We start from the raw sequence: 15,836 nt of genomic DNA, 5'->3' as shown, positions 1-15,836 counted from the left end.
CATTAATAGACTCATAGCGAAGGTCCAGACGTCGGTTGACCCTAAAAAAAGCCAACAAGGGTCGGCAATGCCCCAAAAGGGTGCGACAGGACTCAAGCTCCGACACAACAAGAGCAAAACTGGAGGTTTGAATGAAGTTACTGAAATCCACCCTGGCTGTCGTGACCGCAGCAGCTGTCCTCGGCGTCAGCGGGTTCGCTCAGGCGGGTGCAACCCTGGACGCAGTGCAGAAGAAAGGTTTTGTACAGTGCGGCGTAAGTGATGGCCTGCCGGGTTTCTCGGTGCCTGATTCGACCGGCAAGATCGTCGGTATCGACGCAGACTTCTGCCGCGCGGTTGCCGCTGCGGTATTCGGTGATGCAAGCAAGGTCAAGTTCAGCCAGTTGAACGCCAAGGAGCGCTTCACCGCGCTGCAGTCCGGCGAAATCGATGTGCTTTCGCGTAACTCCACCATGACCAGTTCCCGTGACGCGGGCATGGGCCTGAAGTTTCCAGGCTTCATCACCTACTACGACGGCATCGGCTTCCTGGCCAACAACAAACTGGGCGTCAAGAGCGCCAAGGAACTGGACGGTGCAACCATCTGCATCCAGGCCGGTACCACCACCGAACTGAACGTTTCCGACTACTTCCGCGCCAACGGCCTGAAGTACACCCCGATCACGTTCGACACCTCCGATGAAAGCGCCAAGTCGCTGGAATCCGGTCGTTGCGACGTACTGACCTCCGACAAATCCCAGCTGTTCGCCCAGCGCAGCAAGCTGGCTTCGCCGAAGGACTACGTGGTTCTGCCGGAAACCATTTCCAAGGAACCACTGGGCCCGGTCGTGCGTAACGGCGACGATGAGTGGCTGGCAATCGTTCGTTGGACTGGCTATGCACTGCTCAACGCTGAAGAAGCCGGTGTGACCTCGAAGAACGTCGAGGCTGAAGCCAAGTCCACCAAGAACCCGGACGTCGCTCGTATGCTCGGCGCTGACGGTGAATACGGCAAGGACCTGAAACTGCCGAAAGACTGGGTCGTGCAGATCGTCAAGCAAGTCGGTAACTACGGTGAAATGTTCGAGCGCAACCTCGGCAAGGGCACCCCGCTGGAAATCGACCGCGGCCTGAACGCGCTGTGGAACGCTGGCGGCATCCAATACGCACCACCAGTGCGCTGATGGTTCTATCACCCGGTGGGCCAACCACCGGGTGATGTTCTGTTCCATTCTTTGCGGGGCACTTCATGCAAAATTCAATCGGCGCACCAAAGCAGAGGCTCAGTCTCAGCGATCCAAAAGTGCGTGCGTGGGTATTTCAGATCGTCACTGTCGTGGCGGTTATCACGCTGGGCTGGTTCCTGTTCGACAACACACAGACCAACCTCCAGCACCGTGGTATCACATCCGGTTTCGGTTTCCTGGAGCGCAGTGCCGGGTTCGGCATCGCTCAACACCTGATCGACTACACCGAAGCGGACAGCTATGCCCGCGTCTTTGTCATCGGTTTGCTCAACACGTTGCTGGTGACCTTCATCGGGGTGATCCTGGCGACCATTCTCGGCTTCATCATCGGTGTCGCGCGCTTGTCGCAGAACTGGATCATCTCCAAGCTGGCGACCGTTTACGTGGAGGTCTTCCGTAACATCCCACCGCTGCTGCAGATCCTGTTCTGGTACTTCGCGGTATTCCTGAGCATGCCTGGGCCGCGCAACAGCCATAACTTCGGCGACACCTTCTTCGTCAGCAGCCGGGGCCTGAACATGCCGGCCGCGCTGGTTGCCGATGGGTTCTGGCCGTTCGTGGTCAGCGTCGTGCTGGCGATTGTCGCCATCGTGCTGATGACGCGCTGGGCCAACAAGCGTTTCGAAGCGACCGGCGAACCGTTCCACAAGTTCTGGGTGGGCCTGGCGCTGTTCCTGGTGATCCCGGCCGTGTGCGCGTTGGTGTTCGGTGCCCCAGTGCGTTGGGAAATGCCGGAACTCAAGGGCTTCAACTTCGTCGGTGGCTGGGTGCTGATCCCGGAACTGCTGGCCTTGACCCTGGCGTTGACTGTGTACACCGCGGCATTCATCGCCGAGATCGTGCGTTCGGGCATCAAGTCGGTCAGCCACGGCCAGACCGAGGCGGCCCGCTCCCTGGGGCTGCGCAACGGTCCGACCCTGCGCAAGGTGATCATCCCGCAGGCTCTGCGCGTGATCATTCCGCCGTTGACCAGCCAATACCTGAACCTAGCGAAAAACTCCTCCCTGGCGGCCGGTATCGGCTACCCGGAAATGGTGTCGCTGTTCGCTGGTACGGTGTTGAACCAGACCGGCCAGGCCATCGAGGTGATCGCGATCACCATGAGTGTGTACCTGGCGATCAGTATCAGCATTTCCCTGCTGATGAACTGGTACAACAAGCGCATTGCGCTGATCGAGCGGTGAGGAAACGCGCATGACATCCCATACTTTCAAACCCGACATGCCTCCACCGAGCAACAGCATCGGTGTGGTGGCGTGGATGCGCGCCAACATGTTCTCCAGCTGGATCAACACGCTGCTGACCCTGTTTGCGTTCTACCTGATCTACCTGATTATCCCACCGCTGCTGCACTGGGCGATCCTGGATGCGAACTGGGTAGGTACTACCCGCGCCGACTGCACCAAGGACGGCGCCTGCTGGGTATTCATCCAACAGCGTTTCGGCCAGTTCATGTACGGCTACTACCCGGCGGACCTGCGCTGGCGCGTGGACCTGACTGTGTGGCTGGCAGTGATCGGCGTGGCGCCGTTGTTCATCTCGCGCTTCCCGCGCAAGGCGATCTATGGCTTGAGCTTCCTGGTGGTGTATCCGATCGTCGCCTGGTGTCTGCTGCACGGTGGTGTGTTCGGTCTGGACGCCGTGGCGACCAGCCAATGGGGCGGCCTGATGCTGACCCTGGTAATCGCTACCGTCGGTATCGCCGGCGCACTGCCGCTGGGTATCGTACTGGCGCTCGGGCGTCGCTCGAACCTGCCGGCGATCCGCGTGGTCTGCGTGACCTTCATCGAGTTCTGGCGTGGCGTGCCGTTGATCACGGTACTGTTCATGTCGTCGGTGATGCTGCCGCTGTTCCTGCCTGAAGGCATGAACTTCGACAAGCTGCTGCGGGCGCTGATCGGGGTCATCCTGTTCCAGTCGGCTTATGTGGCCGAAGTGGTGCGCGGCGGTCTGCAAGCCATTCCAAAGGGACAATACGAAGCGGCTGCGGCGATGGGCCTGGGTTACTGGCGCAGCATGGGCCTGGTGATTCTGCCGCAAGCCCTGAAGCTGGTGATCCCGGGCATCGTCAACACCTTCATCGCGCTGTTCAAGGACACGAGCCTGGTGATCATCATCGGCCTGTTCGACTTGCTCAACAGCGTGAAACAAGCTGCCGCCGACCCGAAATGGCTGGGCATGGCCACCGAAGGCTATGTGTTCGCCGCCCTGGTGTTCTGGATTTTCTGTTTTGGTATGTCGCGCTATTCCATGCATCTGGAACGCAAGCTCGACACTGGCCACAAGCGTTAGGAGTTCTGTAATGAGCGAAGCAATCAAGCAGCCTGTGAGCCCTGAAGGCATTATTCAGATGCAGGGTGTAAACAAGTGGTACGGCCAGTTCCATGTGTTGAAAGACATCAACCTGAACGTCAAGCAGGGCGAGCGCATCGTGCTGTGCGGCCCGTCGGGCTCCGGCAAGTCCACCACCATCCGTTGCCTCAACCGGTTGGAAGAGCACCAGCAAGGCCGCATCGTGGTCGATGGCGTGGAGCTGACCAACGACCTCAAGCAGATCGAAGCGATCCGCCGCGAAGTCGGCATGGTGTTCCAGCACTTCAACCTGTTCCCGCACCTGACCATTCTGCAGAACTGCACCCTGGCGCCGATGTGGGTGCGCAAGATGCCCAAGCGCAAGGCCGAGGAAATCGCTATGCACTATCTGGAGCGCGTGCGCATTCCAGAGCAGGCGCACAAGTACCCGGGCCAGCTCTCCGGTGGTCAGCAGCAGCGTGTGGCCATCGCTCGTGCCCTGTGCATGAAACCGAAAATCATGCTGTTCGACGAACCGACCTCCGCTCTCGACCCGGAAATGGTGAAGGAAGTACTCGACACCATGATCGGCCTGGCCGAAGACGGCATGACCATGTTGTGCGTAACCCACGAAATGGGCTTCGCCCGCACCGTGGCCAACCGCGTGATCTTCATGGACAAGGGTGAAATCGTCGAACAGGCGGCGCCGAACGACTTCTTCGACAACCCGCAGAACGACCGCACCAAACTGTTCCTGAGCCAGATCCTGCATTGATCGACGCCAGGTAATGAAATAAACCCGGACTTGTCCGGGTTTATTTTTTAGTGCGTCGGTGCTCAGGACGCCGTGAGGGTTTCGAGCTCCTTGTGCACCTTGGTCTTGAATTGCCTCAAGTCCGCTCCTTCCGCCAGGGTCCGTGCATCTGCGAGCAAATGAGGGTAGAGGTCAAGCAAGCGCATCAGCAGTATCAGTGGTTTTGGCGGCAATATCTCGCCGCGCTCGTAGCGGGAAATCGCGTTATGCCCTCCGCCTGACAAAAGCGATACGGCTTCTTTCTGCGAGAGGTGCAGCTTGCGGCGGATGCGCTTCATTTCCTCTCCGATCATCTGCCTGGCGGCATTGACCAACTCATCACCCGCCTTCGCATGGCGTTCCGAGCAATGGGCATCAAGCTCGACCTCCCCGCACATCCGGCATTCCCAGCCTGACAAATCATCGATTCGGCGTTCCAGGCCCTTGACGCTCAGGGTTTCGCCACGACCTTCGAAGTGCAACATCCCCTCCGGGGCGCCACAGCTGAAGCATTGCTGGGTTTTCATGCGTTTTTCTCCTTGAAGGAGATTACCGGTGGACCTCCGCTCGGGCGATAGGTGACCTTGATGTAAATCTCCAGACCATGTGTATTGACGTGATAGACGTCGTGCCAGAGCCGATGATCGTTATAGGTGGTCATCGATTTATAAAACTGTTTTCGCCGGAGTCCGGAAATGACCTCCAGCATCTCTGGGAGCGTCAGGCCGAGCGCCCAGGCGTTGTTTTTTGCCGTACTGGTGAACGCATTCCCCCCGAGCCGCCTGACATCCGCCTGTATCACCGCCACCGCGTAATGAGGTGTGTTCTTTTCCATAAGAAACTTGAACCCCTGCTTCTAGGATTACCCTAAAAGGGTAATTCTGACCAATCGAAAATGTTGCTTCGTTTCCCTCTCCTTGACCGTAGGCGGTTGCTGTCCTACACGAAGCTGACTAACATGTCAGAAAATTCATCCTATGATTGGATGAAAGGGCGCTTTCAATGACAGAAATTTCTCCAATAATCCGTCGATCATTGGTCGATCAGGCACTGGACCAGATGCGTCGGCGCATCAGTGACGGCCTGTGGCCGGTGGGGCAGCGACTGCCCACCGAGCCGGAACTGGTGGCCGAGCTGGGTATCAGCCGTAATACCGTGCGTGAGGCCATGCGCGTACTGGCATTTTCTGGGTTGATCGAGGTTCGCCAGGGCGACGGCAGTTATGTACGGGCGCTGGTCGATCCACTGGATACCCTCAAGGTGCTGTCCCGCTGTTCGCTGGAGCAGGCTCGGGAAACCCGACATATCCTGGAGGTCGAGGCCATCGGCCTGGCGGCGATGCGGCGTACCGACGAAGACCTGCAGGCCTTGCACCAGGCGCTACGCGCCAGTGGCGCGCACTATCACGGCGACCTGGAGCAGTACATCGCCTGCGACCTGGTGTTCCATCGCCGCTTGGTAGACGCCGCGCACAACCCGGCGCTCAGTGAGTTGTATCGCTATTTTTCCAGCGTGATCGCTGCGCAACTGCGCCAGAGCCTCAACATCGCCCCGCGCCATCAACACGTGTTCGACCTGCATGCCGAAATCCTCGAAGCCGTCGAGCAGCAAGACCCGCAACGGGCCAAGGCCCTTTGTCGACAGTTGATCAATGAACCCTGAATCCGAGTTTTCCATGTCCCGCGATCTGCCTGACCCTGCCCCCTCGAAGACGCCCAAGCGCGGCGCCGAGCTCGAAGAATTGTTGATCGACGCCGAGGCCGACGACGAACTGGCCCAGCAGGCCCATCCGCTGCTGAGCCGGCCCTGGCTGTTGCTGCTCGGGTTGATCCTGGTCGCGTTGAACCTGCGCCCGGCGCTGTCGAGCCTGGCGCCGTTGCTCAGCGAGGTGTCGAAAAACCTCGGCCTGTCGGCTGCCCAGGCCGGTTTGCTGACTACGTTGCCGGTGCTGTGTCTTGGCTTGTTCGCGCCACTGGCGCCTGTGCTGGCGCGGCGTTTCGGTGCCGAGCGCGTGGTGCTGGGAATCTTGCTGACGCTTGCCGGGGGGATTGTGTTGCGCAGTTCGTTCGGCCAGGTTGGCCTGTTCGCCGGCAGTATCCTGGCCGGTGCGAGCATCGGTGTGATCGGGGTGCTATTGCCGGGCATCGTCAAGCGTGACTTCGCCCGCCAGGCCGGGACCATGACCGGGGTCTACACCATGGCGTTGTGCCTGGGCGCGGCGATGGCCGCCGGGGCAACGGTGCCGTTGAGCGAGCAACTGAACCACAGTTGGGCCCTGGGGCTTGGGTTCTGGGCGATTCCGGCGTTGCTGGCCGCCGTATTCTGGCTGCCGCAAACCGCTCAGAAGCAGGGTGCCCACCAAGCGGCGTATCGGGTTCGCGGGTTGTTGCGCGATCCATTGGCCTGGCAAGTGACGCTGTACATGGGGTTGCAATCGTCCCTGGCCTACATCGTGTTCGGTTGGCTGCCGTCGATCCTCATCGGCCGCGGCCTGACCCCGACCCAGGCCGGCCTGGTGTTGTCGGGTTCGGTCATCGTGCAGTTGATCAGTTCCCTGGCGGCGCCCTGGCTGGCGACCCGTGGCAAGGATCAACGCCCGGCCATCGTGATCGTCATGATCATGACCCTTGGAGGGTTGTTCGGTTGCCTCTACGCCCCCCTCGACGGTTTGTGGGGTTGGGCGATCCTGCTGGGGTTGGGGCAGGGGGCGACGTTCAGCCTGGCGCTTACGCTGATCGTGCTGCGTTCGCGAGACGCCCATGTGGCCGCGAACCTCTCCAGCATGGCCCAGGGCTTCGGTTATACCCTGGCGTCCCTGGGGCCGTTTGCAGTGGGCGTGGTGCATGACTGGACCGGTGGGTGGCAAGCCCTGGGCTGGATCTTCGGCTTGATCGGCCTGGGTGCGATCATCGCCGGTATCGGGGCGGGGCGGGCGTTGTACGTCGGGGTCAGCAGCGAGAAAATCACCGGCCTTCGCTGATGTCATTTACATGGCGAATGACGATAGTGTTCCCGGCGGCGGCAGATTATTGTGGTGGGTCCACTGAAACGCTTTTCGGAGTCTGTCCATGAGTGATGCCCACAATGCCCTGATCAACCGGTTCTATCAGGCCTTCCAGCGCCTGGACGCCGAAGCCATGAGCGCCTGCTACACCGATGACGTGGTCTTCAGCGATCCGGCGTTCGGCGAGCTGCGTGGGCGTGACGCCGGTGACATGTGGCGCATGCTCACCACCCGCGCCAAGGACTTTTCCCTGACTTTCGATAATGTGCACAGCGACGAGCGTTCCGGTGGCGCGCATTGGGTAGCGACTTACCTGTTCAGCCAGACCGGCAACGTTGTTGTCAACGACATTCAGGCGCGCTTCGTGTTTCGTGATGGCAAGATCTGCGAGCATCACGACAGCTTCGATCTGTGGCGCTGGTCCCGCCAGGCCTTGGGTGCCAAGGGCCTGCTGCTGGGCTGGACGCCGCTGGTGCGCAACGCGGTCAGGGCCCAGGCCCTCAAAGGGCTTCGGGCGTTCCAGGCCAGTCGCTGATAAGATCGCGGCATGTTTCCTACGCGCCTGTTGAACATTTCGTGACGATTGCCAACAACACTTCAGAGCTTCCTGTGGAGGCTGCGGCCGAGCCGGGCAAGCCCTGGTTCGTCTACCTGGTGCGGGCTGCCAACGGCGCGTTGTACTGTGGCATCAGCGACGATCCGGTGCGCCGTTTCGCCAAGCACCAGAGCGGCAAGGGCGCGCGTTTCTTTCTTTCCAGCCCGGCGGTGGCATTGGTTTATACCGAAGCCTGCCGTGATAAGGGCGAAGCCTTGCGCCAGGAGCGGCTGATCAAGAAGCTGCGCAAAAGCGCCAAGGAGTGCCTGGTGGCGTCGCATCATCCATCCCACTGATGAGCGCTCATCAGGTGGGTAGGCTGTCTGTCCATGGCGCGCTAAGCTTGCGGCCCTCCTTCCTGCATTGGCAAATCTCATGTCAGAGCTGATTCTTCATCACTACCCGACGTCCCCCTTCGCCGAAAAAGCCCGCCTGTTGTTGGGGTTCAAAGGCTTGTCCTGGCGCTCGGTCAACATCCCGCCGATGATGCCCAAGCCCGACCTGACGGCATTGACGGGGGGCTACCGCAAGACGCCGGTGTTGCAGATCGGCGCGGATGTTTATTGCGATACGGCCTTGATCGCTCGTCGATTGGAGCAGGAAAAGGCCACGCCGGCGCTGTTTCCCGAAGGCCGGGAGATGATTGCAGCCTCCTTCGCGGCCTGGGCCGATTCGGTGGTGTTCCAGCATGGTGTGAGCTTGGTGTTCCAGCCTGAGTCGATGGTCGTGCGTTTCGCCAAGTTGTCGCCTGAAGCGATCAAGGCGTTCATCGCAGATCGCGCCGGGCTGTTCAGTGGTGGCAGCGCCACGCGTTTGGCTGCCGAGCAGGCCAAGCATCAGTGGCCGACAATCATGGCGCGTCTTGAGCAGCAGTTGCAGCGCGAGGAAGGCGACTTCCTGTTGGGGGAACCCTCGATTGCCGACTTCGCCATGGCGCACCCCCTGTGGTTTCTCAAGGGCACACCGGTGACTTCGCCACTGGTGGATGCGTACCCGGCTGTCTCGGCCTGGCTGGCGCGGGTGTTGGCTTTCGGTCATGGTGCGTCGAGCGCGATGAGTTCCGAAGAAGCCTTGGAAGTGGCCCGCAACGCCACGCCGGCCGCGTTGCCGGATGAACCATTCGATGAGTCGAACGGGTTTGCGAAGGGGCAGCAGGTGAGCGTTGCCGCGACGGACTATGGTGTCGATCCGGTGTCGGGAGTGTTGCTGTTTGCCGGGCGCGAAGAGCTGATCCTGCGTCGTGAAGATGAGCGCGGCGGGGTGGTGCATGTGCACTTTCCGCGGTTTGGATTTCGAATAGAGGCTCGCTAAGTCACCCATGACCTGTGGGGGCGAGCCTGCTCGCGATAGCGGTGTGACAGTCAGTGCAAATGGTGACTGGAATGCCCTCATCGCGAGCAGGCTCGCTCCCACACTGGATTGGCGATGTTCCCAGGATTGCGGTCAGCAGCTGATTCAATGTGGGAGCGAGCCTGCTCGCGATTGAGGCCAGCGGTTGCAAAAAGCTATGTTGCAGACAACGCCTCAAGAATCCTTTGCGGTTCATACCCACGAATCAGCGTGCCATTCACGTCCAGGATCGGAATTCCCCGACCGCCCAGCGCCTCATAGGCCTTGCGCGCTTCGGGGTCTTTCTCGATGTCGAACTCGCGATACGGCACGCCTTTCTCATCCAGGAACCGTCGCGTTGCCTTGCAGTAGCCGCACCAGTCAGTGGCATACAACGTAACGCGGGCATTGCTGCGAATCTGCTGTGACACCATCTGCGAAGGGTTGAGCAACCGCTCGATCTTGCCCCAGTTCTGGTAAGCCACGACGACCAGCAGAATCAGCAGAAACTTCCTCAGGACCCCGCCGAACATCAATTCCGCCGTTTCAACTGGTCCGTCAACGACGTCGGCAACCCTTTGATGATCAACGTACCGGCTTCTTCGTCATATTCGATCTTGGACCCCAGCAGGTGTGCTTCGAAGCTGATGGACAAGCCTTCGGCGCGGCCGGTGAAGCGGCGGAACTGATTGAGGGTGCGTTTATCCGCCGGGATTTCCGGCGACAGGCCGTAGTCCTTGTTGCGGATGTGATCGTAGAAAGCTTTCGGGCGATCCTCGTCGATCAGCTCGGACAGTTCTTCCAGGCCCATGGGTTCGCCGAGCTTGGCCTGGCTGCTGGCGTAATCCACCAGGGTCTTGGTCTTTTCCCGGGCATCGTCTTCCGGCAGGTCCTCGCTTTCGACGAAGTCGCTGAAGGCCTTGAGCAGTGTGCGGGTTTCGCCGGGGCCGTCGACACCTTCCTGGCAGCCGATGAAGTCGCGGAAGTATTCCGAGACCTTCTTGCCGTTCTTGCCCTTGATGAAGGAAATGTACTGCTTGGACTGTTTATTGTTCTGCCATTCCGACACGTTGATCCGCGCCGCCAGGTGCAACTGGCCCAGGTCAAGGTGACGGGACGGGGTGACGTCCAGCTCATCGGTGACCGCCACGCCTTCGCTGTGGTGCAGCAGGGCGATGGCCAGGTAGTCGGTCATGCCCTGTTGATAATGGGCGAACAGCACGTGGCCGCCCACCGACAGGTTGGACTCTTCCATCAGCTTCTGCAGGTGCTCCACCGCCACGCGACTGAACGCGGTGAAATCCTTGCCGCCGTCCAGATATTCCTTCAGCCAGCCGCTGAACGGATGTGCCCCGGACTCGGCATGGAAAAAACCCCAGGCCTTGCCTTGTTTGGCGTTGTAGCTCTCGTTGAGGTCGGCAAGCATGTTTTCGATGGCCGTGGACTCTGCCAGTTCGGAGTCCCGGGCATGGAGCACAGCAGGGGTGCCGTCGGGTTTTTTGTCGATCAGGTGGACGATGCAATGACGGATCGGCATGGGCTTCTCGGCTGATGAAAGAGAGGAGGGCACGCTCCCCTGAAAAGCGCCCAGTGTACCGCAATCACTGGTTTTGGAGCGCTGCGAAGGGGATTTCGGAGCCGTCCGACGGCCTATATGCATTTTTTTACCGATTTAGCGCAATAAAGCTGACCAAATGGGTAGCTAAGGGCGGATATTTCACAGGCGTTGTGCTAGTTTTGCCCGGTCTTACGCGAAGGCACTGCGTTAAGCGTGCATTCAGCATTTGTCAGGTCGAACCAAACCCGGATTTCGGCATCTATTACCCCGACCCGTCGTGGTGATGACCGAGGGTGTCTGATCCGAGGAGATCGGGCTCGATGGCTGACACTGCACTCTGCAATCCATATGAATTTGATAGGGAAGGAACACTACATGGCTCTTACTAAAGACCAACTGATCGCTGACATTGCTGAAGCTATCGACGCGCCGAAAACCACCGCGCGTAACGCTCTGGACCAGTTGGGCCAAATCGTTGCCGATCAGCTGGAAAGCGGCGGCGAAATCACCTTGCCAGGTATCGGCAAGCTGAAAGTCACCGAACGTCCTGCCCGTACCGGCCGCAACCCTTCGACTGGCGCTGCCATCGAAATCGCTGCAAAGAAAGTCGTCAAACTGGTTCCGGCCAAAGGCCTGGTTGATTCGATCAACGCCAAGTAAGACGCTTAAGAAAACCGTGCAGCGGAGCAGTCCGGGCACGGTTTTTTGTTGTCCTGAATAAAGTGGTCGGTGCAATAAGCCCCGTTCAGTCCTTGCGAACCCATCGCGCCTGACGCCAGGCCTGCTGCTGGGCCTCGGTATGGAACGTCCAGGCCACGAAGCGGCTCTGCTTTTGTCCTTGGGACATCTCCACCACTTCGCTGTGCACCACGCCGGCCTTCTTCAGTGCCGCCTGAATCGCCGGCAGATTCGAAACCTTCGACACCAGGGTACTGAACCACAGGACCTGCCGGGCCAACTGCGCGCTTTCTCCGATCAGTTGGGTCACGAAGCGGACTTCTCCCCCCTCGCACCAAAGCTCGGCGGCCTGACCGCCGAAATTCAGGACTGGCAACTTGCGTTTCGGATCGGCCTTGCCCAGGGCGCGCCACTTACGCTGGCTGCCGCGGGTGGCCTCCTCCAGGGACGCGTGGAACGGTGGATTGCACATCGTCAGGTCGAACCGCTCGGCTTCGTCGAGCAGGCCCAGCAGGATCTGCTTGCGATTGGTTTGTTGGCGCAGTTGGATCACCTTGGCCAACCCATTGGACTGGACGATGGCCTTGGCCGAGGCGATGGCCGTCGGGTCGATCTCCGAGCCCAGGAAGTGCCAGCGATAGTCGCTGTAACCGATCAGCGGATACACACAGTTGGCGCCGGTGCCGACGTCCAGCACCTTCACCGCCGCCCCCCGAGGAATTTCCCCTTCGTTATGGCTGGCGAGCAGGTCGGCGAGGAAGTGCACGTAGTCCGCACGACCCGGCACCGGAGGGCACAGGTAGTCGGCCGGAATGTCCCAGTGGGCAATGCCATAGAAGGACTTGAGCAGCGCCCGGTTGAACACCCGCACGGCCTCAGGGCTGGCGAAGTCGATACTTTCCTTGCCATAGGGGTTGATGATCACGAACCTGGCCAGTTCCGGTGTGCCCTTGATCAATGCCGGGAAGTCGTAGCGGCCCTGATGGCGATTGCGCGGGTGCAGGCTGGCTTTCTCGCGGGGCACGACGGCCTTGGTTTCGGCGGCGGGCTTGGGCTTCTGGCGTGCGGGTCTGGGGGGCGGGGCGCGGTCATGGGCGGGTCGATTCGGGGCTGGCTCAAAAAGTGGCGGGCATTGTCCCACATCCCGCACCGTCTTGAGGCTTGCGCCGATTAAATGTGGGAGCGAGCCTGCTCGCGATAGCGGTGTGTCAGGCTGCATCTGTGGTGAATTTACTGCCGTCATCGCGAGCAGGCTCGCTCCCACAAGGTTTGTTCAGCGTTTGGAGGAAATGGCGGGCAGAAAAAAGGAGGCCATCAGGCCTCCTTCGTTCATTGCAGCTTGCCGTTACAGACTGGCAATCCGCGCATGTTGCTCGGCCAGCTTGCCCAAGGCCTGTTCCGCCTCGGCCAGTTTGGCCCGTTCCTTCTCGATGACCTCGGCCGGGGCCTTGTCGACGAAGCCGGCGTTGGACAGCTTGCCGCCGACCCGCTGCACTTCGCCCTTCAGACGCAGGATTTCCTTGTCCAGGCGCGCCAGCTCGGCGGCCTTGTCGATCAGGCCGGCCATCGGCACCAGCACTTCCATCTCACCGACCAGAGCGGTGGCAGACAGTGGTGCTTCTTCGCCGGCAGCCAGGACCGTTACCGATTCGAGCTTCGCCAGTTTCTTGAGCAGCGCTTCGTTTTCCTCGAGGCGGCGCAGGTCTTCGGCGCTGGCGTTCTTCAGGAACAGCGTCAGCGGCTTGCCCGGGCCGATGTTCATCTCGGCGCGGATGTTGCGCAGGCCGAGCATGAAGGTCTTGAGCCATTCGATGTCGTCTTCGGCCGCCGGGTCGATGCGGCTCTCGTTGGCCACAGGCCACGGTTGCAGCATGATCGTCTTGCCTTGGGCGCCTGCCAGCGGCGCGATGCGCTGCCAGATTTCCTCGGTGATGAACGGCATGAACGGGTGCGCCAGACGCAGGGCCACTTCCAATACCCGAACCAGGGTCCGACGAGTGCCGCGCTGGCGTTCGACCGGTGCGTTGTCGTCCCACAGCACCGGCTTGGACAGTTCCAGGTACCAGTCGCAATACTGGTTCCAGATGAACTCGTACAAGGCCTGTGCGGCCAGGTCGAAACGGAACTGATCCAGTTGGCGGGTCACTTCGGCTTCGGTGCGTTGCAGCTGGGAAATGATCCAGCGGTCGGCCAGGGTCAACTCGTAGGCTTCGCCGTTCTGGCCGCAGTCTTCGCCTTTGTCCAGCACGTAGCGCGCGGCGTTCCAGATCTTGTTGCAGAAGTTGCGATAGCCTTCGACGCGACCCATGTCGAACTTGATGTCGCGACCGGTGGACGCCAGGGAGCAGAAGGTGAAGCGCAGGGCGTCGGTGCCGTAACTGGCGATGCCCTCGGCGAATTCTTCGCGGGTGGCTTTCTCGATCTTCTTCGCCAGTTTTGGCTGCATCAGCCCGGAGGTGCGTTTCTGCACCAGGGTTTCCAGGTCGATGCCGTCGATGATGTCCAGCGGGTCGAGGACGTTGCCCTTGGACTTGGACATCTTCTGGCCCTGGCCATCGCGCACCAGGCCGTGGACGTAGACGGTCTTGAACGGAACCTGCGGCGTGCCGTCGGGGTTCTTGATCAGGTGCATGGTCAGCATGATCATCCGGGCGACCCAGAAGAAAATGATGTCGAAACCGGTGACCAGCACGTCGGTGGAGTGGAAAGTCTTCAGGAACTCGGTCTGTTGCGGCCAGCCCAGGGTCGAGAAGGTCCACAGGCCCGAGCTGAACCAGGTGTCGAGGACGTCGTTGTCCTGTTGCAGCGCAACGTCCGGGCCCAGGTTGTGCTTGGCGCGGACTTCGGCCTCGTCGCGACCGACGTAGACCTTGCCCGACTCGTCGTACCAGGCCGGGATGCGATGGCCCCACCACAGCTGGCGGCTGATGCACCAATCCTGGATGTCGCGCATCCACGAGAAGTACATGTTCTCGTATTGCTTGGGCACGAACTGGATGCGGCCGTCTTCCACGGCGGCAATCGCCGGCTCGGCCAGCGGCTTGGTGGAGACGTACCACTGGTCGGTCAGCCACGGCTCGATGACGGTGCCGGAACGGTCGCCTTTCGGCACCTTCAGGGCATGGTCGTCGACGCTGACCAGCAGGCCGGCGGCATCGAACGCGGCGACGATCTGCTTGCGCGCTTCGAAGCGGTCGAGGCCGGCGTATTCGGCCGGGATCTGGCCGTCGATGCTCTCGTTCAGCGTGCCGTCCAGGTTGAACACCTGGGCTGCCGGCAAAACGTTGGCGTTCTTGTCGAAGATGTTCAGCAGCGGCAGGTTGTGGCGCTTGCCGACTTCGTAGTCGTTGAAATCGTGGGCCGGGGTGATTTTCACGCAGCCGGTGCCGAATTCAGGATCGCAGTAATCGTCACCGATGATCGGGATACGACGGCCGACCAGGGGCAGCTCCACGAACTTGCCGATCAGGGCCTTGTAGCGCTCGTCGTTCGGGTTCACCGCCACGGCCGAGTCGCCCAGCATGGTTTCCGGACGGGTGGTGGCGACGATCAGGTAATCCTTGCCTTCGGCGGTCTTGGCGCCATCGGCCAATGGGTACTTCAGGTTCCACAGGAAACCTTTCTCGTCGTGGTTTTCCACTTCGAGGTCGGAAATGGCGGTGTGCAGCTTGGTGTCCCAGTTGACCAGGCGCTTGCCGCGATAGATCAGCCCGTCTTCATGCAGGCGCACGAAGGCTTCCTTCACCGCTTCCGAGAGGCCGTCGTCCATGGTGAAGCGCTCGCGGCTCCAGTCAACGGACGAGCCGAGGCGGCGGATCTGGCGGCTGATGTTGCCACCGGACTCGTCTTTCCATTCCCAGACTTTCTCGAGGAACTTCTCGCGGCCCAGGTCGTGGCGATTCTGGCCCTGGGCTTCGAGGCGGCGTTCCACCAGCATTTGCGTGGCGATGCCGGCGTGGTCGGTGCCCGGCTGCCACAAGGTGTTGCGACCTTGCATGCGACGGAAACGGATCAGGGCGTCCATGATCGCGTTATTGAAGCCGTGGCCCATGTGCAGGCTGCCGGTGACATTCGGTGGCGGGATCATGATGGTGTAGGAATCGCCCGCGCCTTGCGGAGCGAAATAATTCTCGGACTCCCAGGTGTTGTACCAGGAAGTTTCAATGGCGTGCGGCTGGTAGGTCTTATCCATGCGCGGCGGGACCCTATTGGCATTTATTAAGGAAAAGCCGGGAAGTATAGCGGGCGGGGCAGATGCAAGCCACTGGCGGGAGGCGCCGGGCGCAGAGTTTATGGACACCGTTGAACCCTGTGGGAGCCGAGCTTGCTCGCGATGGCGGCGGATCAGTTGCATCCAATGC

Annotated in this window: 15 protein-coding genes and 1 pseudogene; 10 read left to right on the top strand and 6 right to left on the bottom strand. The window is 60.6% G+C overall.

Annotation, left to right across the window (positions count from 1 at the left end; genetic code table 11):
• The first annotated feature begins 131 nt into the window (after positions 1-131).
• The 4 genes from PCOSP_RS23670 to PCOSP_RS23655 all read left to right on the top strand — a co-directional run bounded on the left by PCOSP_RS23670 (position 132) and on the right by PCOSP_RS23655 (position 4,293).
• Entirely contained in the window at positions 132-1,163 is a 1,032-nt protein-coding gene (locus PCOSP_RS23670) for an amino acid ABC transporter substrate-binding protein (protein WP_139644991.1), read from the top strand.
• A 65-nt stretch (positions 1,164-1,228) separates the two neighbouring features.
• Positions 1,229-2,410: an amino acid ABC transporter permease gene (locus PCOSP_RS23665; protein ID WP_139644993.1), complete on the top strand. Its 1,182-nt coding sequence runs from the start codon at positions 1,229-1,231 to the stop codon at positions 2,408-2,410.
• 10 nt (positions 2,411-2,420) lie between these two features.
• Positions 2,421-3,518: an amino acid ABC transporter permease gene (locus PCOSP_RS23660; RefSeq protein ID WP_139644994.1), complete on the top strand. Its 1,098-nt coding sequence runs from the start codon at positions 2,421-2,423 to the stop codon at positions 3,516-3,518.
• Between the two features lie 10 nt (positions 3,519-3,528).
• A complete protein-coding gene (locus PCOSP_RS23655) occupies positions 3,529-4,293 on the top strand; it encodes an amino acid ABC transporter ATP-binding protein (RefSeq protein ID WP_003178331.1) in 765 nt (254 codons plus the stop codon).
• A 62-nt stretch (positions 4,294-4,355) separates the two neighbouring features.
• Here PCOSP_RS23655 and PCOSP_RS23650 read toward each other — a convergent pair whose 3' ends face one another.
• Positions 4,356-4,838: a type II TA system antitoxin MqsA family protein gene (locus PCOSP_RS23650; RefSeq protein ID WP_139644996.1), complete on the bottom strand. Its 483-nt coding sequence runs from the start codon at positions 4,836-4,838 to the stop codon at positions 4,356-4,358.
• Complete coding sequence (locus PCOSP_RS23645; RefSeq protein ID WP_464709625.1) at positions 4,835-5,146, bottom strand: type II toxin-antitoxin system MqsR family toxin; 312 nt, start codon at positions 5,144-5,146, stop codon at positions 4,835-4,837. Before PCOSP_RS23645 ends, PCOSP_RS23650 begins: the two co-directional genes overlap by 4 nt.
• 167 nt (positions 5,147-5,313) lie before the next feature.
• Here PCOSP_RS23645 and PCOSP_RS23640 point away from each other — a divergent pair, with 167 nt between their 5' ends.
• The 5 genes from PCOSP_RS23640 (at position 5,314) to PCOSP_RS23620 (ending at position 9,221) form a co-directional block, all read left to right on the top strand.
• Positions 5,314-5,973, top strand: a complete 660-nt coding sequence (locus PCOSP_RS23640) for a FadR/GntR family transcriptional regulator (RefSeq protein WP_139645000.1) — start codon at positions 5,314-5,316, stop codon at positions 5,971-5,973.
• Positions 5,963-7,291, top strand: coding sequence for a CynX/NimT family MFS transporter (locus PCOSP_RS23635; protein WP_464709623.1), 1,329 nt, complete (start codon positions 5,963-5,965; stop codon positions 7,289-7,291). Before PCOSP_RS23640 ends, PCOSP_RS23635 begins: the two co-directional genes overlap by 11 nt.
• An 88-nt stretch (positions 7,292-7,379) precedes the next feature.
• Complete coding sequence (locus tag PCOSP_RS23630) at positions 7,380-7,850, top strand: nuclear transport factor 2 family protein (RefSeq protein WP_139645004.1); 471 nt, start codon at positions 7,380-7,382, stop codon at positions 7,848-7,850.
• A 41-nt stretch (positions 7,851-7,891) separates the two neighbouring features.
• Positions 7,892-8,206, top strand: a complete 315-nt coding sequence (locus PCOSP_RS23625) for a GIY-YIG nuclease family protein (protein WP_139645006.1) — start codon at positions 7,892-7,894, stop codon at positions 8,204-8,206.
• Between the two features lie 79 nt (positions 8,207-8,285).
• Positions 8,286-9,221, top strand: coding sequence for a glutathione S-transferase family protein (locus tag PCOSP_RS23620; RefSeq protein ID WP_464709621.1), 936 nt, complete (start codon positions 8,286-8,288; stop codon positions 9,219-9,221).
• Between the two features lie 194 nt (positions 9,222-9,415).
• Here the strand turns inward: PCOSP_RS23620 and PCOSP_RS23615 are convergent, their stop codons facing one another.
• Positions 9,416-9,772, bottom strand: a complete 357-nt coding sequence (locus tag PCOSP_RS23615; RefSeq protein WP_175386812.1) for a glutaredoxin family protein — start codon at positions 9,770-9,772, stop codon at positions 9,416-9,418.
• On the bottom strand, positions 9,772-10,776 hold the full coding sequence (gene yejK / locus PCOSP_RS23610; RefSeq protein WP_014340016.1) for a nucleoid-associated protein YejK: 1,005 nt from the start codon (positions 10,774-10,776) through the stop codon (positions 9,772-9,774). The genes PCOSP_RS23615 and yejK overlap by 1 nt, the downstream gene beginning before the upstream one ends.
• 396 nt (positions 10,777-11,172) lie before the next feature.
• Between yejK and PCOSP_RS23605 the strand changes: the two genes are divergently transcribed.
• Entirely contained in the window at positions 11,173-11,457 is a 285-nt protein-coding gene (locus tag PCOSP_RS23605) for an HU family DNA-binding protein (protein WP_024777638.1), read from the top strand.
• 85 nt (positions 11,458-11,542) lie between these two features.
• Here the strand turns inward: PCOSP_RS23605 and rlmF are convergent.
• Together rlmF and PCOSP_RS23595 are read right to left on the bottom strand one after the other, a co-directional pair.
• Positions 11,543-12,567 (bottom strand): annotated as a pseudogene (gene rlmF / locus PCOSP_RS23600) (23S rRNA (adenine(1618)-N(6))-methyltransferase RlmF).
• Positions 12,568-12,820: 253 nt separating this feature from the next.
• Positions 12,821-15,667, bottom strand: a complete 2,847-nt coding sequence (locus tag PCOSP_RS23595; RefSeq protein WP_464709618.1) for a valine--tRNA ligase — start codon at positions 15,665-15,667, stop codon at positions 12,821-12,823.
• Positions 15,668-15,836 lie beyond the last annotated feature (169 nt).

The organism is Pseudomonas sp. MAFF 730105 (genome assembly GCF_055380705.1).
This window is presented reverse-complemented; position numbering and strand designations above follow the sequence as displayed.